The sequence below is a fragment of the Sphingomonas sp. R1 genome, assembly GCF_025960285.1.
Classification (GTDB): domain Bacteria; phylum Pseudomonadota; class Alphaproteobacteria; order Sphingomonadales; family Sphingomonadaceae; genus Sphingomonas.
Genome location: NZ_CP110111.1, coordinates 1569392 through 1591150 on the forward strand (window position 1 = coordinate 1569392; position 21759 = coordinate 1591150).

The 21759-nt window shown below is 67.4% G+C and carries 21 protein-coding genes and 1 tRNA gene; 12 read left to right on the top strand and 10 right to left on the bottom strand.

Annotation, left to right across the window (positions count from 1 at the left end):
- Window positions 1–185 precede the first annotated feature (185 nt).
- Window positions 186–770 (top strand): PEPxxWA-CTERM sorting domain-containing protein, encoded by a 585-nt coding sequence (locus OIM94_RS07595; protein ID WP_264609465.1) that lies wholly within the window; start codon window positions 186–188, stop codon window positions 768–770.
- Window positions 771–1076: 306 nt separating this feature from the next.
- Here OIM94_RS07595 and OIM94_RS07600 read toward each other — a convergent pair.
- Together OIM94_RS07600 and folK are read right to left on the bottom strand one after the other, a co-directional pair.
- Window positions 1077–1152: transfer RNA gene (locus tag OIM94_RS07600), tRNA-Lys, on the bottom strand.
- A 12-nt stretch (window positions 1153–1164) separates the two neighbouring features.
- Window positions 1165–1641 (bottom strand): 2-amino-4-hydroxy-6-hydroxymethyldihydropteridine diphosphokinase, encoded by a 477-nt coding sequence (folK, locus tag OIM94_RS07605; RefSeq protein WP_264609466.1) that lies wholly within the window; start codon window positions 1639–1641, stop codon window positions 1165–1167.
- 23 nt (window positions 1642–1664) lie between these two features.
- Between folK and OIM94_RS07610 the strand changes: the two genes are divergently transcribed.
- A complete protein-coding gene (locus tag OIM94_RS07610; protein WP_413716386.1) occupies window positions 1665–2270 on the top strand; it encodes a uracil-DNA glycosylase family protein in 606 nt (201 codons plus the stop codon).
- On the opposite strand, the gene OIM94_RS07615 is transcribed toward OIM94_RS07610, so the two are convergent.
- From OIM94_RS07615 to OIM94_RS07625, 3 genes are read right to left on the bottom strand one after another with little or no spacing between them, the layout of a single operon-like run.
- Window positions 2257–3162: a flagellin gene (locus OIM94_RS07615; protein WP_264609467.1), complete on the bottom strand. Its 906-nt coding sequence runs from the start codon at window positions 3160–3162 to the stop codon at window positions 2257–2259. The two genes, OIM94_RS07610 and OIM94_RS07615, sit on opposite strands and share 14 nt — an antisense overlap.
- Before the next feature lie 13 nt (window positions 3163–3175).
- Window positions 3176–5281, bottom strand: coding sequence for a flagellar hook-associated protein FlgK (gene flgK / locus OIM94_RS07620; protein WP_264609468.1), 2106 nt, complete (start codon window positions 5279–5281; stop codon window positions 3176–3178).
- Between the two features lie 28 nt (window positions 5282–5309).
- On the bottom strand, window positions 5310–6593 hold the full coding sequence (locus OIM94_RS07625; protein WP_264609860.1) for a flagellar hook protein FlgE: 1284 nt from the start codon (window positions 6591–6593) through the stop codon (window positions 5310–5312).
- 256 nt (window positions 6594–6849) lie between these two features.
- Here OIM94_RS07625 and OIM94_RS07630 point away from each other — a divergent pair, with 256 nt between their 5' ends.
- From OIM94_RS07630 to OIM94_RS07655, 6 genes are all read left to right on the top strand, one after another.
- Entirely contained in the window at window positions 6850–7251 is a 402-nt protein-coding gene (locus OIM94_RS07630; protein ID WP_264609469.1) for a flagellar biosynthesis repressor FlbT, read from the top strand.
- Between the two features lie 14 nt (window positions 7252–7265).
- Window positions 7266–8627 carry a flagellar protein export ATPase FliI gene (fliI, locus tag OIM94_RS07635; RefSeq protein ID WP_264609470.1) on the top strand — a complete coding sequence of 454 codons (1362 nt, stop codon included), beginning with the start codon at window positions 7266–7268 and terminating at the stop codon, window positions 8625–8627.
- A 26-nt stretch (window positions 8628–8653) separates the two neighbouring features.
- Window positions 8654–9055, top strand: a complete 402-nt coding sequence (locus OIM94_RS07640) for a hypothetical protein (RefSeq protein WP_264609471.1) — start codon at window positions 8654–8656, stop codon at window positions 9053–9055.
- Complete coding sequence (locus tag OIM94_RS07645) at window positions 9052–10086, top strand: peptidoglycan-binding protein (RefSeq protein ID WP_264609472.1); 1035 nt, start codon at window positions 9052–9054, stop codon at window positions 10084–10086. Before OIM94_RS07640 ends, OIM94_RS07645 begins: the two co-directional genes overlap by 4 nt.
- Window positions 10087–10322: 236 nt before the next feature.
- Entirely contained in the window at window positions 10323–11375 is a 1053-nt protein-coding gene (locus OIM94_RS07650) for a sigma factor-like helix-turn-helix DNA-binding protein (protein ID WP_264609473.1), read from the top strand.
- Between the two features lie 61 nt (window positions 11376–11436).
- On the top strand, window positions 11437–11949 hold the full coding sequence (locus OIM94_RS07655; protein ID WP_264609474.1) for a hypothetical protein: 513 nt from the start codon (window positions 11437–11439) through the stop codon (window positions 11947–11949).
- A 253-nt stretch (window positions 11950–12202) separates the two neighbouring features.
- On the opposite strand, the gene OIM94_RS07660 is transcribed toward OIM94_RS07655, so the two are convergent.
- The gene (locus tag OIM94_RS07660; RefSeq protein WP_264609475.1) at window positions 12203–12400 is read right to left on the bottom strand and encodes a hypothetical protein; all 198 of its coding nucleotides are present in this window, start codon (window positions 12398–12400) and stop codon (window positions 12203–12205) included.
- A 176-nt stretch (window positions 12401–12576) separates the two neighbouring features.
- Between OIM94_RS07660 and OIM94_RS07665 the strand changes: the two genes are divergently transcribed.
- The 4 genes from OIM94_RS07665 to OIM94_RS07680 all read left to right on the top strand — a co-directional run bounded on the left by OIM94_RS07665 (window position 12577) and on the right by OIM94_RS07680 (window position 16164).
- Entirely contained in the window at window positions 12577–13233 is a 657-nt protein-coding gene (locus OIM94_RS07665; protein WP_264609476.1) for a dTMP kinase, read from the top strand.
- A 118-nt stretch (window positions 13234–13351) separates the two neighbouring features.
- Window positions 13352–14464 carry a fumarylacetoacetate hydrolase family protein gene (locus OIM94_RS07670; protein WP_264609861.1) on the top strand — a complete coding sequence of 371 codons (1113 nt, stop codon included), beginning with the start codon at window positions 13352–13354 and terminating at the stop codon, window positions 14462–14464.
- A 7-nt stretch (window positions 14465–14471) separates the two neighbouring features.
- Complete coding sequence (locus OIM94_RS07675; RefSeq protein ID WP_264609477.1) at window positions 14472–15269, top strand: SDR family NAD(P)-dependent oxidoreductase; 798 nt, start codon at window positions 14472–14474, stop codon at window positions 15267–15269.
- A gap of 1 nt (window position 15270) precedes the next feature.
- The gene (locus OIM94_RS07680) at window positions 15271–16164 is read left to right on the top strand and encodes an SMP-30/gluconolactonase/LRE family protein (protein ID WP_264609478.1); all 894 of its coding nucleotides are present in this window, start codon (window positions 15271–15273) and stop codon (window positions 16162–16164) included.
- A 42-nt stretch (window positions 16165–16206) separates the two neighbouring features.
- Here the strand turns inward: OIM94_RS07680 and OIM94_RS07685 are convergent, their stop codons facing one another.
- From OIM94_RS07685 to OIM94_RS07700, 4 genes are all read right to left on the bottom strand, one after another.
- Window positions 16207–16830: a TetR/AcrR family transcriptional regulator gene (locus OIM94_RS07685; protein ID WP_264609479.1), complete on the bottom strand. Its 624-nt coding sequence runs from the start codon at window positions 16828–16830 to the stop codon at window positions 16207–16209.
- 264 nt (window positions 16831–17094) lie between these two features.
- The gene (locus OIM94_RS07690) at window positions 17095–18873 is read right to left on the bottom strand and encodes an IlvD/Edd family dehydratase (protein ID WP_264609862.1); all 1779 of its coding nucleotides are present in this window, start codon (window positions 18871–18873) and stop codon (window positions 17095–17097) included.
- 183 nt (window positions 18874–19056) lie between these two features.
- Window positions 19057–20463 (bottom strand): sugar porter family MFS transporter, encoded by a 1407-nt coding sequence (locus OIM94_RS07695; RefSeq protein ID WP_264609480.1) that lies wholly within the window; start codon window positions 20461–20463, stop codon window positions 19057–19059.
- Window positions 20464–20592: 129 nt separating this feature from the next.
- Window positions 20593–21639: a LacI family DNA-binding transcriptional regulator gene (locus tag OIM94_RS07700; protein WP_264609481.1), complete on the bottom strand. Its 1047-nt coding sequence runs from the start codon at window positions 21637–21639 to the stop codon at window positions 20593–20595.
- Window positions 21640–21759 lie beyond the last annotated feature (120 nt).

Consider the following 21759-nt stretch of genomic DNA (forward strand, 5'->3'; position numbering starts at 1 on the left):
ATTGAGGATCGATAGCGACGACGTTCACAAGGCCGGGTGCACCGCTTTCTCGCTCGCGCAACGAGATGCCAAGCCCTTGTGTCATTTTGGGATTCTATGGTTGCATTGCGTCATGCCACCATCTGCCTCTCCGGGAGTTTGGGTAGGGCCGGCCTACCGGTGCTTACCTAAGTTGAGGGGATACTATGCGCACTAAAGCTATCGCGCTGCTCGCTGCCGCAACGGCCGCTGTTGCAGTTCCAACGGCCGCCTCGGCGGCAACCATCGTCGGCACGCTCGCTGGCGCGCTGTTCGGCGTCACCAGCTCGACTCCCGTAATCGGCGCTGGCACCACCTTCGGCAGCGCGGTCAGCCTGGTCTCGAGCACCACGGGTGACTTCGGCGTCGTTCCGAACTTCACCTTCGCCAATGTCAGCAACGTCACGGCGTCGAGCGGTTCGCCGATCACGCTGAGCAGCAGCTTCGGCAACTTCACCGGCACGGTGACCTCGGTCAACGCCTCCGGTCTGAGCGGCGTCGTTTCGTTCTACACGCTCGGCACCTTCACCCCGGCTGGTTCGCTCAGCGCGTTCACGACCGGCCCGGCGTCGCTTACCTTCAGCTTCACCCAGACCGGCGGCGCCAATTCCGCGGTCTCGGGCAGCTACTCGCTGTCGTCGCCGCCGTCGGGCGTGCCGGAACCGGCTGCCTGGGGCATGCTGATTGCGGGTGCCGGCATGGCCGGTGCGGCCGTTCGCCGTCGCCGCAGCCCCCGGGTTACGTACGCCTAAGACGCGACGTACCTCGCACGAACAGGGCGGCCCCGCCGGGGTCGCCCTTTTTTGTGCCACCCGTTGCTCGCGGCGCACGGCTCGTCCGGCCGAGGCGGAAGTAGACTTTCCGGCCAGCACAACCCGCCGATGGTCGGCAAGGCACCCTGCCAAGCGATCGACGTGCCCGCGTCAGCCTCGCCTCGGGTCCCCCATGACCAGGATAGTGCCCCCCCAATGCCCGGACGCACGTCGAGGCCCGGCAAAAACCAAGCGGGTTTCTGCGACGTCATACTCTTCAAGATTGTTGGGCTTCCAGAGAGGCGGTGGTGGGTCCGCCGGGATTCGAACCCGGGACCTCTCGATTAAAAGTCGCTTGCTCTACCGACTGAGCTACGGACCCACATCGCGCCACCTAGGCGCAGGGGCGCCGCCGGTCAACCGCGTGCAGTAACGGAAGTGTCTTCCGGTGCGTCACCGGGTCGCGCCAGTTCGGGGCGATCTCGGCCAGCGGGGCCAGCACGAAGCGGCGATCGCGATACTGGCGATGGGGCACGGTCAGATCGCGACCCCGCCAGCAGCCGCCCGACCATAGCACGATGTCGAGGTCGATCACACGCGCTCCCCAACGCTGCCCGCGGCGGCGGCCGAAGGCGCGCTCGATTGCCTTAAGGCGCCGCAGCAGCGCCTCTGGCGTCTCGTCGCTCTCGATCCAGGCGACCGCATTGGCGAAACGGCGGATCGAGGGTCCCAGCGGCGGTGTCTCGTGGATCCGCGACGCCGTGCGCACGCCACCGATCGCCGCGAGTGCGGCCGCGACTTCGCGCCGGGGACTGCCGTGGCGACCGCGGCGGTTGGACCCGAGGGCGACGATGTAGCTTGTGAGCGGCACGCTGCCGCGCCTATCGCGGTCCCATGTATCCGCCAAGCCCAGAACCCGATCGCGACTGCCCGCTTTGTCCCAGGCTGGTGGCGCTTCGCACCCAGATGCGCATCGAGCAGCCCGAATGGTGGAACGCGCCGGTACCTGCCCTGGGCGAGGAAGGGGCGCCGATCGCCATCGTGGGCCTGGCCCCCGGCAGGCTGGGCGCCAACCGCACCGGCCAGGCCTTCACCGGTGACGATTCGGGGACGCTGCTGTTCGCGGTATTGGAGAAGCTGGGACTGGCCGACGGAGGCGTGCCGCGCGGCGTGCACATCCTCAATGCGGTGCGCTGCCTGCCGCCCGACAATCGCCCAATGCCCGCGGAAATCCATGCCTGCCGCCCGTTCCTGGCCGGCCAGCTGCGATCGCCGATCGTCGTTGCGCTGGGCGAAATCGCGCACCAGTCGGCGGTGAAGGCGCTGGGCGGCAAATTGCCCAAGGCGCGCTTCGCCCATGGCGCCGAGCACCATCTGCCGAAGGGACAGGTGGTGCTCGATAGCTACCATGTGTCGCGCTACAATCAGAACATCGGCCGGCTGACCGAGCCGATGCTCACCGCCGTATTCGAACGCGCGCTCGCGCTCAGAGATATTTGACGAGGCTGAGGCTGCTCAGCTGCGAGAATACCGAGTAGCTCGCCTCGAGCACGGTCTTCTGCTGCGACAGGTCGACGGCGACCTGGCCCAGATCCGCATCCTCATTGTCCTCGATCACCTTCTGCAGCAGCAGCGAGCGCTGCTCGCCGCGGGTGCTCAGATCCTCGACCTGGTTCTGCTTGCGACCATTATCGGCGTTGACCGCATTGACGTCGTTGAGGCCACCGTTCAGCTGGGCCACCGCCTGCTGCAACGCCGTCTTCTGCGCGTCGGTGATCGTCGACCCGATCTGACCCGCCTGGGCAAGCGTGCGGAACGCCTCGTACATCTTCTTGCCGATCGCGCTGGCGTTGACGCCGTAGGTGACGTCCACCCCGTCGCCGACGCGCGCCGAAGACAGCACATTGTCGTCGTGGAACGCCTGATCGGCGGTCGTCGCCGCCGCATCGGCCAGCGTCGTCGGCGAGAAAGGCGTCTGGTCGGTCTGCGAGCCGGCGAACAGCGGCGTGCCGCCCTCGCTGGCGTTCAGCGAGGCACGGAACTGCGCAAAGGAGCTCTCGATCGCCTCCTGCAGACCCGAGCTCTGCCCGGTGCCGATCGCGGTCATGATCTGCTGGCGCAGATCGGTCGTCGTGGTCTGGATGCCCTCGATATGCCCCTGGTACAGCGACATGGTCGTCGTGACACGCTTCGCCACCGACGTCTGCGCCTTCTGCTGCTCCAGCAGGCTATGTGCAGAGAGGTTGCGCACGGCCTCGGTACCCAGCGATGCGAAGTCGGTCGCCTTCTTGCCGGTGGAAAGCTGCTTCTGGGTGACCGCGAGCTTTTCCTGCGCGATCGAGATTGCGCTGGCCATGGTGCGCTGGAGCGGAATGGTGGCAACACGAGACATCAGATCAGCTCCCTTACTGTACCATTTGCAGCAGCGTATCGTACATCTGCGTCGCGGTGGTCATCACCCGCGCCGCCGCCGAATAGCTGTTCTGCAGGACGACCATCTGCGAGAGTTCCTCGTCGATGTTGACGCCCGAATAGCTGTCACGCCGGTTGACCGCGTCGGACTTGCGGGCATCGGCATCGTCGTAGCGGCTCTTCGCCTGGCTGGCTTCCAGACCGGCGCGGCCCAGCAGCTGCGTGGACAGGCGACCGACCGTGGTCACGCCATCCTTGCCCAGGTCCAGCGTACCCGCGAGCTTGTTGACGAAGCCGGTGGCGCCGCGGGTATCGCCCGCACCAACCGCCTTGGTTCCCACCGCCGCGCTGGTATCGAGCCGGGCGAGCGGGATGGAATCGGCGTTGGCGGAAATGTCGTTGCGAACCTTGGCAACGTCGAGACCGCTGTTGAGCCCGCTGAGCCCCGACAGCGACGAAAAGGTCCGGCCGCTGCCGAGGCGGTCGGTCGAATCCGCGGCGATCGAGATCACCGCACCCGACATGCCGCTCGCCGGCTCGAACCGCATCCGCCCCCGCGTATCGAGCGAGAAGCTGCCGAAATTGCTCAGCGGGCTGTTGTTCAGATCGGTCACGATGTCGCCCATCGTGCCACCGGTGGTCGGCTGCAGCGTGTAGCTGGTCAGCGCCAGGCCCGAGGCGTCCCGCAGCACGATCTGCGCGGTCTGTCCGGTGGCGAAGCCATGCGGGTCGGAAGCGATGAAACCGCTGGGCACCAGGCTACTGCTGTCGCTGCGGATGATGTCGTTCATGCCGAAAAATTGCGACACGCCGACGCCCGCGCGGGCGCTGGGGCTGCTGGTCGACTGCGCGATCGCGACACCGGTGCCGGAATTCGCGGCGGTGAAGCTGAGCACGCCGTTCGTGAAGCTGGCGGTTGCGGCGCCGCCGAGGCCGGTGTTGATCGCGCTGACCATGTCGGCCACGGTCGCGCCGGCACCGAGCGCGTCGAAATCGACTTCGGTCTTCGCGACGAGCGTTCCGTCGGACTGGGTGACGGCGAACGTGGCCTTGCCGGTGAACCCCAGCCGATCGGTGGAAACCAGCCCGGTCTGGCGCCCCGTGAGGCTGGCGGGCGGCGGCACGGCCGTGCCTTCGTTCGATACGGCGTTGAGCGCCTCGGACAGGCCGCTGAACACGGTGCCGAGCTGTTCGGAAAAGGAGGGCAGCGCACGGTCCCGCAGATCGAGCAGGCCGCCCAGCTTGCCCCCCACCGCCGCCGAATCCAGCTTCTCGCCGGTCAGCGCGCCCATCGTGCCGTCCTTGTTGGCGAAGCGGATGCTGATCTCGGGATAGGTGGTCTGCGACGTGCCGGTGCCGTTCCCGCTATTGGGGTAGTCGAGCTGGCGCAGCTTGCTGTCGAGCAGCATCTGGCCGGACGTCGTCTCAATAGTGACCCGGCCGTCGGCCTGGTCACGAACGTTCACCGACAAGAGGCTGCTCAGTTCCTCGATCGCGTTCATCCGCTGGTCGGCGGCGCCGCTGGCGCTCCGCCCGAACGCGGTCGCCTGGGTTACCGTGCTGTTCAGATCGTTTATGCGCTGGAGCAGCGAGTTGATCTTGTCGACCGTGTAGCCGACTTCCGATTCCACATCTGCCCGCAGGCCGTCGACGTCCCGCGTCGTCTGCTGCATCGACGCGAGCGCATCGGAAACATTGCCGGCAAAGACAGCCTTGGTCTGTGCCGAGGATTGCGATCCCGTCATCGCGGTCGCGGACGAGGTGATCGCGTCGAGCCGGGCCGGCAGACCCGATGACGCCCCCGGTTCGCCGAGCAGCGCCTGCAGCCGGTCCAGATAGCTCGACGTGACTTCGGTTTTCCCATAGTCGCCGGCCCGGCGGTACACCGTCGCTTCCAGGAAGCGATCGGCCACGCGCTCGGGCTCGCCGACGTTCACGCCGCTGACCTGTCCATTGACGACCGAGGTCGACAGCGAAACGCGCTCGCGCGCATAGCCGGCGACGCCGACATTGGCGATGTTGTTCGATACCGCACGCAGTCCGGCCTGGGCTGCTGCCAGGCCGGAAACCGCGGTTCCAAGGATTTCGTTCAGCGCCATGTCGTGCGTCCCCCGGCCCTAGTCGTCGTCAGCGCTTCAGGTCGCTGACTTCACGCAGCATGTCGTCGACCGTGGTGATGATCTTGGACGATGCGCTGTAGGCGCGCTGGAAGCGGATCATGTTGGTGAACTCGCCCGCCAGGTCGACGGTCGAGGCCTCCAGCGTGTTGGACGAAAGCTTGCCGGCGCCCAGTTCGCCCGGTGCGTTCATCGTCATCGAACCCGACTGGCGGTTCGCCGAATAGGCATTGCCGGAGACGCGGGTCAGCCCGTTCGGATTGGCGAAGGTTGCGATCGGCAGCTGGAACACCTTGCGGGTCGAGCCGTCGTCGAAGATCGCGCTGACGATGCCGTCCTTCGATACCTCGGTCGAGGCAATGTTGCCGAGCACGCCGCCATCGGCACCGCCCGAGATCAGCGACGAAGGCTGGCCGAAGGACGTGATGCCGGCGATCGAGTTGGGGCTGCCCAGATCGATGTCGATCGGCTGATAATCGGCGCCGTTGGTGTACTTGATGTCCAGCGGGCTGTCCGCACCCGGATTGTCCCAGGTCAGCGCCTTGAGGCTGCCATCGCCGTTGAACTCGACGGTTGCGCTGCCGACCAGGCCGTTGGGGTTGGCGGTCGCATCGACGTCCGATGCCGGGACGACGACCGCTTCCATCTTCCACTCGTTGGTGTCGGTCTTGAGGAACGACATGTTGAGCTGGTGGCTGCCGCCCTGCGCGTCATAGATGGTGAACGGACGGGTGAACGTCGGCTCGATCTTGGTGCCGCTCGAGGCGTTGGCGCTATAGGCCGCCATGGTGCCGGTGGCGTAGCTGGCGGCGCTCGACGAAATCGCCGCGTCCGACTGGAGGTTGATGCGCGCCTGCACCTTGGTGGTCGGGGCGGCCGTGCCGACGAGATCGCTGAGGCGAACCGGCGAGAGCGTGTCGAGGCTGCCGGTGTTGTTCGCCTTGCCGGTGGCGTCGAGGCGCCAGCCATAGAGGTACAGGCCCGAAGAGTTGCGCAGATAGCCTTCCTCGTCCGGCTTGAACGAGCCAGCACGGGTATATGCCACCGGATCGCTTTCCGTGGTACCGCTGCGGGTGATGAAGAAGCCGTTGCCGTCGATCGCCAGATCGGTGGTGCTGCCTGAGGCCTGCAGCAGGCCCTGCTTCGATACCTGGGCGATCGGCGACGCAGCCACACCACCGGCCGAATAGCTCGACGACGCGCGACCATCGGTCACCAGCGTACGGAACTGGGCCTCGACACCCTTGTAGGCGACGGTGTTGATGTTGGTGATGTTGTCGGCAACCGTAGCCATGGCACTCGACTGCGCGCTCAGCCCGGAAACGCCAGCGTATAGAGCGGAATAGAGGCTCAAGATCAAAACTCCTCGAGATGCCCGCGCGATCCCACGCCGGCGACCTGTTCATTGTAGAGGGTGAAAGAGCCCCCCCAAATCGATGGGGCAATTTTGCCTGCTGCGATGCACCAGGCGGCAAAATTTGCCGGGTGTTCGCCCCGCGCGCTGCAAACGTCGCTATAAGTTTAGGAACGCTTATCGAAAGGCCAGTTCCATGCTTCGCATCACGCTCCGCGACGGCGAAAAGGCGATCGTCAACGGCGCGGTGCTCCGCGCCGTGGGCCGTACCCAGATCGCCGTGGAGAACAAGGTATCGATCCTGCGCGGCCGCGAGGTGATGCGTCCCGAGGAGGCGACCAGCACCGCCCGCCAGCTCTATTTCGCCACCATGCTGGCCTATATCGATCCCGCGGGCCGCGACGCGCACCATGATGCCGTCGTCCAGCTGATCAGCCTGCTGATCACCACGCTCGGCACGCCCCAGGCGAGCGAGCTGTGCATCCGCTTTGCCAACGATCTGGCGCAGGGCGAATATTACAAGGCGCTCGCCGTCGCCCGCGAGGTGATCGCGCTGGAAGACGCCGCTGCCGACCAGAGCGCCACCCAGGCCGCCTGAAGGACGCCGCCGCGATGCAGACGCTCGCCAGTGCCGCCCGTGCGATCCGGGACATGGTCCCGGACCGGCGCTTCGGGCGCGTGGTGGCGGTGCGCGGCGCCCTCATCGAAGTGGAAGGCCTGACCGGCGTCGCCCAGATCGGCAGCCGCGTCGAGATCCAGTCACCCTCCGGCAAGGTGGAAGCCGAAGTGACCGCGCTCGATCGCGGCGTCGCCTTGTGCCTGCCCTTCGTGGATCCGCAGGGCGTAGGCCTGGGCGCGATCGCCGAACTGGGCGCCGGCCAGTTCACCGTCCGCCCGTCCAAGGCGTGGCTCGGCCGCATGATCAACGGCCTCGGCCGCCCGGTCGACGGCCAGGGACCGCTGGCCAACGGCGCCGATCCGCAGCCGATCAAGGCCTCCCCGCCCGCCGCGGCCGGTCGCGCCCGCGTTGCCGAGCGGATCGAGACCGGCGTGCGCTGCCTCGACACTTTCGTACCGCTGTGCCGCGGCCAGCGCCTGGGCCTCTTTGCAGGCTCGGGCGTCGGCAAGTCGGTTCTCCTCTCGATGCTCGCGCGCTGGACGCAGTGTGACGTGGCGGTCATCGGGCTGATCGGCGAACGCGGCCGCGAAGTGCAGGAATTCATCGAGGACGATCTGGGGCCCGAGGGCATGGCGCGGTCGGTCGTCGTGGTCGCCACGTCCGACGAGCCCGCGCTGATGCGCCGCCAGGCCGCCTGGACCACCCTCGCCGTCGCCGAGCATTTCCGCGACCAGGGACTGAACGTCCTGTGCCTGATGGATTCGGTCACCCGCTTCGCGATGGCGCAACGCGAAATCGGCCTCGCCTCGGGCGAGCCGCCGGCGACCAAGGGCTACACCCCCACCGTCTTTGCCGAACTGCCCCGCCTGCTGGAACGCGCCGGCCCCGGCGCGCCGGGCGCCGGCATGATCACCGGCCTGTTCACCGTCCTCGTCGACGGCGACGACCATAACGAGCCGGTGGCCGACGCGGTCCGCGGCATCCTCGACGGCCACGTGGTGATGCGCCGCGCCATCGCCGAACGCGGCCGCTATCCGGCGATCGACGTGCTGAAATCGGTGTCGCGTACCTTGCCCCATTGCCTGGAGGCCGAGCAGAACGAGGTGCGCCTCGCCGCCCGCAAACTGCTCTCGACCTATGCCGACATGGAAGAGATGGTACGGCTGGGGGCGTACAAGGCAGGATCCTCGCCCGAAGTCGATCGCGCCGTGGCTTTGGCACCGCGCATCGAAGCGCTGCTCAACCAGGGCAAGAACGACCAGGGCCATGCCGAGGCCGCGTTCGCCGAACTCGCCGCCATCCTCTCGGGCGCAGCGGCCGGCGATTCCGGCCATGACGTCGGTCTCGCGGCATGAGGACGCCGCTCGATACCGCCCTGCGCATGCAGCAGCGCACCGTCGACGATCTGAAGGTCGCGATCGGTGCGTCGATCGAGCGCATCGCCGAAATGGAGCAGCAGGCACGCACGCTGGTCGAGCGTATGCGCGAGGAGCGCATGCTTGCACATGCCCTGCCCTTCGCCTCGGATGCGTGGCTCGCCACCGCCAAGCACGCCCAACTCCGGCTCGGTGCGGAAGTATCCGCCGAGCAGGGGCGCCTGCTGCATCTGCGCGAACAGGCGCGCGAGGCCTATGGCACACTGCGCGCGATCGAGAGCGCCGCCGAGCGCTTCCGCGCCGATGCCGAGCGCGAAGCCGAGGCCGCCGAACAGGCGGCGATTGATGACATTGCCGCCGCGCGCTTCCTGCGCGAGCGCAAGCGACTGCCGGTGAAGGCCGCATGATTCATCGTACCGATCTCGCCGCACTCACGCCGGCCCAGCGCGCCAACGTGATCTTCGCCCAGGCGCAGTCCGAACTGTCCACCCGACTCTGGCGTGCCGCGATCGGGGACAACGACCGCGAGGCAGGCAAGAGCCGCTCGCCGCTCGGCCCGGGTTCCGACATGGCGATGGACTCGCTGCTCGAACTGCTCGGCACACAGGCGCCGCGCTCCGCCAAGGGGCGCTGCCAGTGCCAGTGCAGTTGCTCGTGCCACGACGACCCCGAGGACGCGCCCGCGCTGCCAAGGGGCCCGATGACCGGCGAGCGTGCCCGCACCATCGCGTCGCCGCCGGCGGCGATGGCCGCCGCCCCCGCCTCCGGTGCCACCGCCGGCGCCACCTCGGGCGCGCTCGCGCTGGGTGCCAACAGCCGCTACGCCGATGCGCTGGCCGCCGCCGAGGCCCGCAGCGGAATCCCGGCGCCGGCGCTCGCGGCGATCGTCAACGCCGAAGCCGGCAAGGGCAAGGACGGCAGCTGGAACCCCCTGTCCCGCAACCCGCGCTCCAGCGCGGCGGGTCTGGGCCAGTTCCTCAGCGGCACCTGGCAGGGACTGGCTGAGCAGAGCGGCACCTGGCTCAACGACGTTGCCAAGGCGCGCGGCTGGCTCAAGGAAAACGGCAAGGTCGATCCCAGCCGCCGCAGCGAGTTGCTGGCCCTGCGCTACGATCCGCAGGCCTCGATTCTCACCGTGGCAGATATGGCCCGCAACAATCTGCACAAGCTCGAATCATCCGGGCTGAATGTGCGCGCCGATTCGGAGACTTTGGCCAAGGCGGCCTATCTCAGCCACCATCTCGGCCTGGGCGATGCGAGAAAATTTTTGGGCGGCGGGATTGACGCCGGCCGCGCCCGCCACCTCCTCGCCGCCCAGATCGGCGGCGCCGCAGCCGAGCAGCGGATCGCCAGTGCCGGGGATGCCACCCGCGCCCATCGGCAATGGTTACTGGAATTTATCGACCGGCACGTCCAGCCGGAAAAATTTTCCGCGTAAATCCGCCATTTTCGGCCTTCCGGCGCGTCGTTAGCAAAGCTGCTGAACGGCGATTAACCATCATTTTTTCAGGCACTTGGCTCGCACTGCGAATCGGGCTTGCTATAAAGGTCGGGGGCCTTTTGCGGAAAACTACCTAAGGCCCCGATTAGCACTCCTTTAAGTGTTTCAGGCGAAATCTCCCCCTGTCGACGGCGCCGGAACGATCGGACCGGCGCTGAACCAGGGGAATACGAATGTCGAAGATCACGATCGCTCTCGAGGCCGCCGTCCAAACCGTCATCGAGAACTCGCCGAAGGACAGCAAGCAGACTGCCCGTCAGCGCGCAGAAGTCGATCGGGCCTTCGCTCGCATCCTGAAGCTCATCGCTCCCCGCATCCGCCACTTCATCCGCCAGTACGGCCTGACCGCGCACTGGGACGACGCCGAGCAGTGCTGCGCGATCGCCGTGCACCGTGCCATCCAGGCCTATGAGCCGGAAAAGGCGCAGTTCACCACCTTCGTCAACTGGCAGATCCGCGGCGAGCTGCAGAGCCTGCGCTTCCGCCTGATGACCGACCAGCGCCCCTCGGCGAAGAAGGTCGAGGCCACCACCGTTTCGCTGAGCGCGATGGTCAGCTCGGCGGACGGCGACGAGATGTCGCCCGAGGCGATGATCGAGGACGAGGACGCGCTGGAGCGCACCGAGAGCGCCGCATCGGACTATCTGGCCGATGGCGCGATCTCCTCGCTGATCGAGGCCTATGTCGACCATCTCCGCAAGGTCGGCATCGAGCAGCTCCGCCGCCGTCCCCGCCCGAAGCGGGAAGAAGCCGCACTGCGTCGCGAAGGCCCGCGTCTCCGCACCGCCACCCACGGCATCGATCCGGCCGAGCTGGAGAAGCTGGAAGCCAAACTGGAGCGCGACCGCGAGATCGTCGCCCGCCGCGTGTTCCAGACCGCCACGCTGGACGACCTGTCGCTCGAGACCGGCGTGACCAAGGAGCGCGTCCGCCAGATCACCAAGCGCGCCGCCAAGGTGATCGCCGAGATCGCCGCAGCCGATCCGCGCTTCTCGGTCATGGCCGAATATGGCGAGCCCGCCGCCACCAAGCGTCGCCAGCCCGCGCCGGCACGCGCCGCCACCCCGATCCTGCCGGACGCCGGCCAGCCGCACAACCTGCTCTCCAGCGTCGTCGCGATCGATCCGAAGAGCATCGAGACCGTCGTCGCCGCCGAAGCCAATCGCGAGACGATCGAGGCCGTCGCGCTTGCCGCCACGGTGCAGAACAGCGCCGCGCTGCATTGATACTCCGTTCGCGCAGCAATCGTTCTATAAAGGAAGGGTAACCCTTTCGCGGAACGACCTGATGCCTCGAGATTCCCAGACCAACGGCCGCGGCACTCAGCAGATGATGCCGCGGCCCAATTACAAGCTGACCGAACTGGCCGAGGAAATGGTGCGCTGTGCGCAGCCGCTGCTCCCGGCCGGCGGTCGGCTTTTTCTGGGTCTGCAGCAGGACATGGACGGATCGCTCCGCATGATCTGGTGGCGCGGCGACGATTTCCGCGTGATCGCCGAGATCGACGCGAGCCCCGAAGGCTTTTGCGACGAGGACAGCGACGAGGGCGCGCTGCAGGATGCGGCGAGCGCCTGCCTCACCTATCTTGCCGGCCGCTGGCCCAGCCCGCCGCGCCGGCTGGGCGTGATCACCGACGGCACCGGGGTCGCCTTTTCCCCCGAACGCCCGGCGGTTGCCGAACCCGGCTGGCTGCTAGACCATGCCGGCGGCCTGGCAACGCTCACCACCATCCTGCCGCTCGACGGCGAAGGTCCCTGTGCGCTGCTGTGCACGCCGGTGGAGGCCGCGTCGTACCACTGATGGCGGGCAGCGCGGACGCGGCGGCCTGGTAGCGCCTCGGCGAAGTGGAGGAAGTTCACGCTCGTGGCGAATTGGCGGGGCGGCTGGCCCGTCCCGGCGCGCGCCGCACCGTGTGGAGGCGAACGGGCACGGAGGCGGTGTTGTACGGAGTCAAAGAGCAGCCAGCGAGGGCGAAAACAGAACATATAGGGAACGCCAGCAAACCCGCAAGCCGGCGCCTGCCGGGGGCTGAGCGTGGCAAATGATTTCCCGACTAGACCTCCGCATAGCCTCTCGCGAGAGAGATGTCGCCGCGCTCGACCTCGACATTGAAGCAGCCATCAGGGCGCGCGTGACGCGGCGACAGGCGGACGGTCGCACCAGCAAACTCGTGATCACCCAGGACGATGCCCTCCAACGCGTCTGGATCGTCACAGCCCAGCCGGAAGGGCTCGGGGGTGTCACGCGTCATACCGTCAGCATCGAACCATCCCCACCCGGAGGTCGGTATTACATGGCGGAGGTAACCGATCATCGTTTGAGAGTGTCTCAGCCGCCAAACGACCGCAAGTGGGGCGCAAGCGGATGTGCTTGCCCCCCGGGCCCTCCCCCCGGTGACAATCCCGGCCACCCTGCTATGGCACTCGCATGGGTGAACTGATCGCGATCGAGGGCGCCGACGGCGTCGGCAAGAACACCGCCGCCAACGGGCTGTGCGCGGCGCTGCAGGCTTCGGGCCGCACCGCCACCGTGCTCGGCTTCCCGCGCTACGGCCAGACCGTCGCCGGCGTGACGATCGGCAAGATGCTCGCGGGCGAATTGCCCGTCCCCGTCACCCCGCATGCCGCCGCCGTGCTCTATGCGCTCGATCGCTTCGAGTGGCGCGACGCGTTGCTGGAGGCCCAGGCGACTCACGACGTGGTGGTGCTCGATCGCTACATCGCGTCGAACATGGCCTATCAGGGCGCCAAGCTGGGGGGCGACGAAGGCCGCGCGCTGATGGACTGGATCCTCGCGCTGGAGACCGGCCAGTTCGCTTTGCCCCGCCCGCGCCTGTCGATCTATCTCGACACGCCCTGGGACCTGGCCCGCGAACTGATCCTGCAAAAGGCGCAGCGCAGCTATACGACCCGCAGCTTCGACGAATATGAGGCGGATATCGCGCTCCAGCAGCGGGTGCGCGGCAATTACGAAGCGATGGTTGCCGCCGATCTGCTCGGCCCCTGGCGGGTCGTGCGGGCAAGCGAAGACGGTGCGATGCGCGCCCCCGATGCGATCGTAGGCGAAATTCTCTCTCATATTTGAAAATATCGGATAGACGCGTATTCCGGCGCTTGACATTTGCGTTCGCGGCGCAGCAATGGTAGCGCTATCACAACTTGAAACGAAATTGGCGAGAGGTCCCTTGGAAGCGCTTCGTGACATGCTGCCTGCCGATCATGCGCAGGCCATCCTCGTCGGCCGCGTGGCTACGCCCGCCGGCCCCAGCCCCGTGATCCTGCGCGACGGCCAGGTGATCGACGTCTCGGCCACCGCCGCCACCGTCGCCGACCTGATGGAGCGCGACGACATCGCGACGCTGACCGGCGACGTGCTGTGCACGGTCGAGGCGCTGGGCACCGAGTCGGCGCCGCAGATCCTGGCACCGGTCGATCTGCAGTGCGTGAAGGCCGCCGGCGTCACCTTCGCGGTCTCGGCGCTCGAGCGCGTGATCGAGGAGCGCGCCCGCGGCGACTCCGCCCGCGCCGCCGAGATTCGCGGCGATCTGGAAGCCAAGGTCGGCGCCGGCATCCGCTCGGTCGTCCCCGGCACCGCCGAAGCGGCCAGCCTCAAGGCCGCGCTGATCGAGGCGGGCATGTGGTCGCAATATCTCGAAGTCGCGATCGGGCCGGACGCCGAGGTGTTCACCAAGGCGCCGGTGCTCTCCGCCATGGGCTGGGGTGCCGAGATCGGCATCCGCTCGGATAGCGACTGGAACAATCCCGAGCCGGAAGTCGTGCTGGTGGTCGACCGGGGCGGCACGATCAAGGGCGCTACGCTCGGCAACGACGTCAATCTGCGCGATTTCGAGGGCCGCAGCGCGCTGCTGCTCGGCAAGGCGAAGGACAACAACGCCTCGACCGCGATCGGTCCGTTCATCCGCCTGTTCGACGACCATTTCACCATGGACGACGTGCGCAGCGCGGTGGTCGACCTCACCATCGACGGGCCGGAGGGCTATCGCCTCTCGGGCACCAACAAGATGAGCGAGATCAGCCGCGATCCCACCGAACTGGTCCGCCAGACGCTGAGCGAGCACCAGTATCCGGACGGCTTCGCGCTGTTCCTCGGCACGTTGTTCGCGCCGGTGCAGGACCGCGACCATCCCGGCCGCGGCTTCACCCACAAGACGGGCGACGTCGTCCGCATCGCCACGCCGAAGCTCGGCACGCTGGTCAACCGCGTCACCACGTCCAAGGCCGCCGCGCCCTGGACGTTCGGCATCCGCGACCTGATGCGCAATCTGGCCGCGCGCGGCCTTCTCTCGAATTCCTAAGGTGTCCATGTCTGAAGTCGATCTCCAGCAGGGGCCGATTCCGGCCGCAGCGCGCGCCGTCTATCCCAGCCTCAAGGGCAAGCGGGTCCTGATCACCGGCGGCGGCTCAGGCATCGGCGCCGGGCTGGTCGAGGGGTTCGTCCGCCAGGGCGCGGACGTGACCTTCTTCGACATCGCCGAGGAAGATTCGCTGGCGCTGGTCGCGAGCCTGTCCGACGCCGCCATCGCGCCGCGCTTCTACAAGGTGGACCTGACCGACGTGCGCGCGGCACAGGCCCAGGTACAGGCGCTGATCGAGGCCGAAGGCGGCTTCGACGTGCTGCTCAACAACGCCGCTAATGACGACCGCCACACGATCGAGCAGGTGACCCCGGAATATTGGGACAACCGCATCAACGTGAACCTGCGCCACCAGTTCTTCCTGGCGCAGGCCGTGATCCCGGCGATGAAGGCGAAGCGCGCCGGCGTGATCATCAATCTCGGCTCGATCTCCTGGCACCTCGCACTGGAAGAGCTGACGCTCTACCAGACCGCCAAGGCGGCGATCGAGGGCCTCACCCGCAGCCTCGCGCGCGAGCTGGGTCCGGACGGCATCCGCTCGGTCTGCATCGTCCCCGGCAACGTCAAGACGCCGCGCCAGATGAAATGGTACACGCCCGAGGGCGAGGCCGAGATCGTCAAGGCGCAGTGCCTCCCGGGCCGCCTGGTGCCCGACGACATCGCCGCCGCGGCACTGTTCCTTGCATCCGACGATGCGCGCCTGATAACGAGCCACGAATTCTTCGTGGATGCAGGCTGGAGATAAGATGACCGACAAGGTGGTGGTTTCGGCGCCGGAGAGCGTTTGGGGGCTCAGTGCCCCGCTTCTCGAAGGCCCGGTGTGGGTGGAGCGCGACGCGGCCTTGTGGTTCGTCGACATCAAGGGCCACAAGATCCACCGCTATGATCCCGCCACCGGCGACAAGCAGAGCTGGGACGCGCCTGCCCAGGTAGGCTTCGCGCTTCCGGCGGCGAGCGGCGGCTTCGTCGCAGGCCTGCAGACCGGCCTGGCGAAGTTCGATCCGGCGGACGGCAGCTTCACCCCGCTGGTCGATCCCGAGCCCGAACTGCCCGGCAACCGCCTGAACGACGGCACCGTCGATGCGGAAGGCCGGCTGTGGTTCGGCACGATGGACGATGGCGAGAGCGAGGCCACCGGCACCATCTATCGCCTCGCCGCCGACGGGACCTGCGTCGCCTCGGCGCCCAAGGTCTCGATCACCAACGGCCCGGCGGTCTCGCCGGACGGCAAGACGCTCTACCATGTCGATACGCTGGGCGCCGTCGTCTATGCCTGCGACATCGATGCGGACGGCGCGCTGGTGAACCGGCGCGAGTTCGTCCGCATCGCCGAGGGCGAGGGCTTTCCGGACGGCCCCTGTGTCGACAGCGAGGGCTTTGTCTGGGTGAGCCTGTACGCCGGCTCCGAGGTTCGCCGCTATTCGCCGGCGGGGGACCTGGTCGAGACGGTGCCCTTCCCCGTGGATGCGATCACCAAGATCGCGTTCGGCGGCCCGGACCTGAAGACCGTCTACGCCACCACCGCGAACAAGCACCTCTCCGCCGAGGACAAGGCCGCACGCCCGACCTCCGGCGACCTGTTCAGCTTCCGCGTGACCGTGGCCGGGCAGCCGGGCGCGCTGATCCGCGTCGGGGCCTGAGCCCAATTCCTCCCCGGGCGAAGCTCGGGGAGGAACTAGATCCTACTGGTACATCGCCCGGGTCAGCCCGGCGATGCCGCCGCGGACACGCTCCCAACCCGCGTCTCCGGACAGGTCGAGCCCGAGGAACCGCCCGCTGGTGGCGCCGGAGAGCACCAGCTGCTGGATCGAGGCGATCAGCAGCGCATTCAGCATCGGCGCGTCGATCCCCGCCGGGCGCTGCAGCGTTCCGCGCTCGCGGGCGATCCAGGCGCTCAGCGCCTTGCCGCGCGCCTCAGTGAAGGCATTGGCAAGCTTGGAGGGAGCGGACAGCTCCCAGGCCAGGATCTTCTGCGCCAGCGGATCGCTGCGCAGCGCATCGAGCAGCGCCACGGCGACGCGCGCCATCATCTCGGCATAGCTGGCGGGCGGGGGCACGTTCTCGGGACGCACCAGCGCGGTTTCCATCCAGGCGGACACATCGGCGGCGATGGCCTCCGCGAGGCCGTCCATGCCGCCGAAATACCGGTAGATCAGTTGCTTGTCATAGCCCGAGGCGCGCGCGATGGCGTTGACGCCCCAGCGGGCGAAGCCCTGCTCCGCCAGCAGACGCTTGGCCGCCTCGAGAATTACCCCCCGCGTATTGGCCGCATTGCGCAGCCGTTTCGCCGGTGCCCCTTCGCTCACGCTGTCCCCTTCCCCTTGGTTCGCGAAGGGTTAACTATCACTGGCGGGTGACACTTGCCATATCCGGAATGGGCCGGAGGTGGAGGGATAAGGGTCAGGGAAGCGAGGCCCGCTTACCACATCACCGGCGTCATCCCCGCGCAGGCGGGGATCCATTGGCGCTGGTGCCGAGGGCCTTTCCCCCAACGTCCTGGCAAATGGATGCCCGCCTTCGCGGGAATGACGGAGGACTCGATGAAAGGGTAAACCTACCCCCGCCCAGCCTCAATGGTTGTGCCGCGGCACCTTGAGGCCGGTGCCGCGATACTTGGTCGCAAATTCGAGCACCCCGCCCTCGTGGAGCTGGCCCGACTTTTCGCGGTACAGCTCTTCCCACGGCGTGTTGCTCGGCGGGATCGGCGGGGCGGGCTCGCCCTTGCGGCGGGCAATCTCGTCCGCCTCGACCAGCGCATCCACCCGGCCCTGATTGAGGTCGATCCGGATCACGTCGCCGGTGCGCAGCCAGGAGAGCCCGCCGCCCGCCGCGCTCTCCGGCGAGGCGTTCAGGATCGAGGGGCTGTCCGACGTGCCCGACTGGCGGCCGTCACCCAGCGTCGGCAGGCTCTGGATGCCCTTCTGGAGCAGCGCGTCGGGCGGCTGCATGTTGACGACTTCCGCCGATCCCGGCCAGCCCAGCACGCCCGCGCCGCGGATCACCAGGATGCAATTGTCATCGATGGCCAGCGCCGGATCGTTGATCCGGTGGTGATAATCGTCCGACCCGTCGAACACCACCGCGCGGACCTCGAACACGCCCTCCTGCCCGGGGGTGGAGAGGTAGCGCGCGCGGAACTGGTCGGAGATCACGCTGGTCTTCATGATCGCCATGTCGAACAGGTTGCCGGTGAGCACCAGGAACCCGGCCTTCTCCATCAGCGGCTTGTCGATCGGGAAGATCACGTCGGCGTCGAGCACGCGCGCATCCGCCACATTCTCCGCCATGGTGCGGCCGGTGCAGGTCGCGACGCTGCCGTCGAGGATGCCCGCCTCGACCAGCAGCTTGAGCACCGCGGGGATGCCGCCGGCGCGGTGGAAGCGCTCGGAGAGATATTGCCCTGCCGGCTGCATGTTGACGATTAGCGGCAGGTCGTAGCCGGTCTGCCAGTCCTCGGGGGTGATGGTGATGCCGGCATGCGCGGCCATCGCGTTGAGGTGCGGCTGGGCGTTGGTCGATCCGCCGATCGCGGTGAGCAGCTTGATCGCGTTGAGGAAGCTCTGCTTGGTCAGGATCTTCGACGGGCGCAGGTCCTCGTACGCCATCTCGACAATGCGCTTGCCGGTCTCATAGGCGATCTGCCCGCGCTCGCGATAGGGCGCCGGGATCATCGCACAGCCGGGGAGCGACATGCCAAGCCCCTCGGCCATGCTGTTCATCGTCGAGGCGGTGCCCATCGTGTTGCAGTGCCCCGAGGAGGGCGCGCTCTCCATGGCGCGGCGGAGGAACTCGGCCTCGTCGATCTCGCCCGCCGCCATCTTGCGGCGCGAGCGCCAGATCACCGTGCCCGAGCCGACCAGTTCGCCTTCGTGCCAGCCGTCGAGCATCGGCCCGCCCGACAGGACGATCGCCGGGATGTCGACGGTGGAGGCGGCCATCAGCGACGAGGGCGTGGTCTTGTCGCAGCCGGTCGTCAGGATCACCGCGTCGATCGGATAGCCGTTGAGGATCTCGACCAGGCCGAGATAGGCGAGGTTGCGGTCGAGGGCCGCGGTCGGGCGCCTACAATTCTCGAAGATCGGGTGGAGCGGGAATTCCATCGGGATGCCGCCCGCCGCGAGGATGCCTTCGCGCGCGCGCTTCACCGTTTCCAGATGGATGCGGTTGCACGGCGCGATGTCGCTGCCCGACTGGGCGATGCCGATGATCGGCTTGCCCGAGGTCAGCTCCGCGGGCGTGATGCCGTAGTTCATGAAGCGCTCGAGATAGAGCGCCGCCATGTCGGCGCGCCCGGGGGCGGCGAACCATTCGCGCGATCGGAACGGACGGGCAGGCGTGCGGGTCACGATATTCTCCCAAACCAAATACTAAGCCCCTCCCTTTCAAGGGAGGGGTTGGGGTGGGTGCGCGGCGGCACGCCGCGCTCCTGCCCTTGGAGGTGGAATTCGTCGACCGGGGCATCGAGCCCCGCCCGACGATGACCCACCCCCAACCCCTCCCTTGAAAGGGAGGGGCTAAGAAGAAGGAGGCTTTTACCCCTCCATCGCCTCGAGTTCCTTGCCCTTGGTTTCCTTGATGAACTTCAGGACGAGGAAGAAGCTGACCGCCGCGCAGACGGCGTAGAAAGTGTAGCTGGCCGCCAGGCCGAGCTTGGACGCCATCACCGGGAAGCTCTGCGCGATCAGGTAGTTGGCGAACCACTGGGCGAAGCCGCACACCGCGAGCGCGGAGCCGCGGATCTGGTTCGGGAACATCTCGCCGAGCATCACCCACATCACCGGGCCCCAGCTGACGTTGAAGAAGATCACGTACAGATTGGCCGCGACGACGGCGGTCTTGCCGAGATCGGGCGAAAGGACGAGCTTGCCCGAGGCATCGAGCGAGCCGTGGCCGAAGGCATAGACCAGCACGAACAGCGTGACCGCCATGCCCGCCGAGCCGATCAGCAGCAGCGGCTTGCGGCCGATCTTGTCGACCAGGCCAATGGTGACCAGGCAGGCCGCGATCGAGACCGCGCCCGAGACGATGTTGATGAGGAGCGAGTCCGCCTCGGTGAAGCCGGCCAGCTGCCACAGCGTCGAGCCGTAATAGAAGATCACGTTGATGCCGACGAGCTGCTGGAACACCGCGATCACCAGGCCCGCCCACAGGATCGGACGGATGCCGCCGGTGCGCGGATCGATCAGGTCGCGGAAGCTCGGACGGTGATCGGCGGTGAAGCTGGCGCGGATCTCCTCCAGCTTGGTGCGCGCGGTCTGCGGGCCGAACAGGTCGGTCAGCACCTTGGTGGCTTCCTCGATGCGCCCCTTGGCGACCAGATAGCGCGGGCTTTCCGGAATGAAGAACAAGGCGACCAGGAACACCGCGGCGGGGATCGCCTGCATCAGGTACATCCAGCGCCAGGCTTCGAGGCCGGCCCAGAAGGCATTGGTCGAGGCGCCGGCGGCGGCCGCGAGGTAATAATTGACCACGAACGCGGCGGTGAGGCCGGAGATGATCATGATCTGCTGCACCGTGGTCATCCGGCCGCGAATGTTCGCGGGCGCGACTTCGGAGATATAGGCGGGCGACAGCACCGAGGCGGCGCCGACCGCGATGCCGCCGGCGATGCGGGCGACGACGAACACGCCGTGAAGGTGCGCGAAGCCCTGCGCCAGCGCGCCGACGAGGAAGATGAAGGCAGCAAGCCGCATCACGTTGCGGCGGCCGACCGCGTCGGCCAGCGTGCCGGCGAAGAAGGCGCCGATGAAGCAGCCGATCAGCAGCGAACCGACCGTGAAGCCCAGCCCCGCCTCGTCGAGCGCGAAGGCAGCCTTCAGGCCCGGCTGGGTGCCGTTCACCGCGCCGCTGTCATATCCGAAAAGCAATCCGCCGATCGTGGCCACCGCCACGATGGCGCCGATCAGGCCGAAATTGGCCCGTTCCGCTGTCTGGTTCATCCAATCCCTCTCCTAGTCACCCCAGAATCCGGAGCGATTTGTTAGCGGTAACGCTGGCCCGTGCAACCGGGAAAAGCAAGTCGGCAGATGCGGATTCGCAAGTTTATGCCAACGTTGTCGTCCGATCCCTTACGCCGCGGGTGGCGGCGCGCAGGATTCGCGTACGATCAGCTGGTGCGCAAGCACTTCTTCGGCATGCTCGGTACGCACATCGGCGCGCAGCTCCTCGAGCAGCATGGTCAGCGCCGCCTCGGCCATCGCGGCGATCGGCTGGCGCACGGTGGTAAGCTCGGGCCACATGGTGGTGGCGAGCGCAGTATCGTCGAAGCCGACCACGCTCAGGTCCTGCGGCACGTGCAGGCCGCGACGGTGCGCGACGCCAACGGCGGCAGCGGCCATGTCGTCGTTGCTGGCGAAGATCGCGGTCGGCGGGTTCGGCAGATCGAGCATCGCCTCGCTGGCGACGATGCCGGAGCGGAAGGTGAAATAGCCCTGCTCCACCGGCATCGCGGCAAGGTCGAGCCCCGCTTCCTCGATCGCCGCGCAGAAGCCCCGGTAGCGCTCGGCGCTGGAGGTCTGGTTGGGGTTGCCGCGAATGAAGCCGATGCGGCGATGGCCCATGTCCAGCAGATGCTTGGTCATCGCGCAGGCGGCGGCGAAATCGTCGATGCGGACATTGAGGCTGCCCTCGGGCGGCAGGCCCATCGCGACCGATACCCAGGGGATGCCCGCAGCTTCCAGTTCGGCGCGCACGGGCCCCGATTCGGAGAGCGGCGGCGGCAGGATCACGCCCTGGACATGCGTCTGCACAAAACCCCGCGTCGCCTCGGCCTGCTCCTCCGGCCGCTCGCCTTCGCAGGCCTCCAGCACGAGGTGGCAACCCGCACGCCGGGCAGCGGCGAGCGCGCCGATCAGGAATTGCGAGAGATAGGCAGCCGAGGGGTTCGAATAGAGCAACCCGATCTGGGTCGCTTCCCCAGCGGCCAGGCTGCGCGCGGCGGTGTTGGGCGCGTAGTTGAGCTTGGCGATCGCGGCGAGCACCGCCTCGCGAGTCGCTTCGCGCACATTGGTGCCGCCGTTGACGACGCGCGACACGGTCATCGCGGAAACGCCAGCTTCGCGGGCCACGTCCTGTACGGTGATGCTGCCCCGGCTGCGCCGGCTAGGTTTGTTCATCCCCCCTCCCTGCACCGACGCATAAGTTCGCGCTACCATGATTGCAATCGTTGCTGCACCGATGCGGGGCCGGTTGACCGCCGTCCATCGCCGCACCTATAGATGATAGCGCTACCATCA

Excerpts from the sequence above, each read along its gene's own strand:
- OIM94_RS07595 (WP_264609465.1), top strand. The coding sequence starts at position 186 with ATGCGCACTAAAGCTATCGCGCTGCTCGCTGCCGCAACGGCCGCTGTT.
- OIM94_RS07610 (WP_413716386.1), top strand. The coding sequence starts at position 1,665 with ATGTATCCGCCAAGCCCAGAACCCGATCGCGACTGCCCGCTTTGTCCC.
- OIM94_RS07615 (WP_264609467.1), bottom strand. The coding sequence starts at position 3,162 with ATGTCTCGTGTTGCCACCATTCCGCTCCAGCGCACCATGGCCAGCGCA.
- flgK (WP_264609468.1), bottom strand. The coding sequence starts at position 5,281 with ATGGCGCTGAACGAAATCCTTGGAACCGCGGTTTCCGGCCTGGCAGCA.
- OIM94_RS07625 (WP_264609860.1), bottom strand. The coding sequence starts at position 6,593 with ATGGCTACGGTTGCCGACAACATCACCAACATCAACACCGTCGCCTAC.
- OIM94_RS07630 (WP_264609469.1), top strand. The coding sequence starts at position 6,850 with ATGCTTCGCATCACGCTCCGCGACGGCGAAAAGGCGATCGTCAACGGC.
- fliI (WP_264609470.1), top strand. The coding sequence starts at position 7,266 with ATGCAGACGCTCGCCAGTGCCGCCCGTGCGATCCGGGACATGGTCCCG.
- OIM94_RS07640 (WP_264609471.1), top strand. The coding sequence starts at position 8,654 with ATGCAGCAGCGCACCGTCGACGATCTGAAGGTCGCGATCGGTGCGTCG.
- OIM94_RS07645 (WP_264609472.1), top strand. The coding sequence starts at position 9,052 with ATGATTCATCGTACCGATCTCGCCGCACTCACGCCGGCCCAGCGCGCC.
- OIM94_RS07650 (WP_264609473.1), top strand. The coding sequence starts at position 10,323 with ATGTCGAAGATCACGATCGCTCTCGAGGCCGCCGTCCAAACCGTCATC.
- OIM94_RS07655 (WP_264609474.1), top strand. The coding sequence starts at position 11,437 with ATGCCTCGAGATTCCCAGACCAACGGCCGCGGCACTCAGCAGATGATG.
- OIM94_RS07660 (WP_264609475.1), bottom strand. The coding sequence starts at position 12,400 with ATGACGCGTGACACCCCCGAGCCCTTCCGGCTGGGCTGTGACGATCCA.
- OIM94_RS07665 (WP_264609476.1), top strand. The coding sequence starts at position 12,577 with ATGGGTGAACTGATCGCGATCGAGGGCGCCGACGGCGTCGGCAAGAAC.
- OIM94_RS07670 (WP_264609861.1), top strand. The coding sequence starts at position 13,352 with ATGCTGCCTGCCGATCATGCGCAGGCCATCCTCGTCGGCCGCGTGGCT.
- OIM94_RS07675 (WP_264609477.1), top strand. The coding sequence starts at position 14,472 with ATGTCTGAAGTCGATCTCCAGCAGGGGCCGATTCCGGCCGCAGCGCGC.
- OIM94_RS07680 (WP_264609478.1), top strand. The coding sequence starts at position 15,271 with ATGACCGACAAGGTGGTGGTTTCGGCGCCGGAGAGCGTTTGGGGGCTC.
- OIM94_RS07695 (WP_264609480.1), bottom strand. The coding sequence starts at position 20,463 with ATGAACCAGACAGCGGAACGGGCCAATTTCGGCCTGATCGGCGCCATC.
- OIM94_RS07700 (WP_264609481.1), bottom strand. The coding sequence starts at position 21,639 with ATGAACAAACCTAGCCGGCGCAGCCGGGGCAGCATCACCGTACAGGAC.